The 341-nt window shown below is 61.9% G+C and carries 1 pseudogene; it reads left to right on the top strand.

Annotated elements, in window-relative coordinates:
• Positions 1–341: pseudogene (locus AC0L3I_RS37040) on the top strand (adenylate/guanylate cyclase domain-containing protein); the annotation flags it as partial.

Raw genomic sequence — 341 nt, 5'->3', positions numbered from 1 at the left:
GCACGCATGCCTTCATTCTGGATGGCGACGGATCCATCCTGGCGGACCAGCGGCTGGCTTCCCCGGATGCGCTGAAGGACGGCATCCTGCCGCTGACGCCGCTCGCCAATTTCGGCGATCCGGTTCTCGCCGGATATGAGGCGCGCAAACCGGAACCGGAGTTCAGCACGCAGCGTACCCGCGATATCGAGGTTGCCGAAATCCGGGTTGACGAAATCCAGGTTGACGACAAGGACGGCTCGACGTCATGGGACGGAGAGAACACTTACGTCGCTATTACCCGTGAGATCACCGGCTATGGCGACCGGCCCTGGACGCTCGGCGCGTATTTCAAGACCAGT

This window comes from Mesorhizobium sp. WSM4840 (assembly GCF_055811755.1).
Note: the sequence above shows the minus strand (reverse complement) of the source record. Positions and strands in the feature narration are given on the sequence as shown.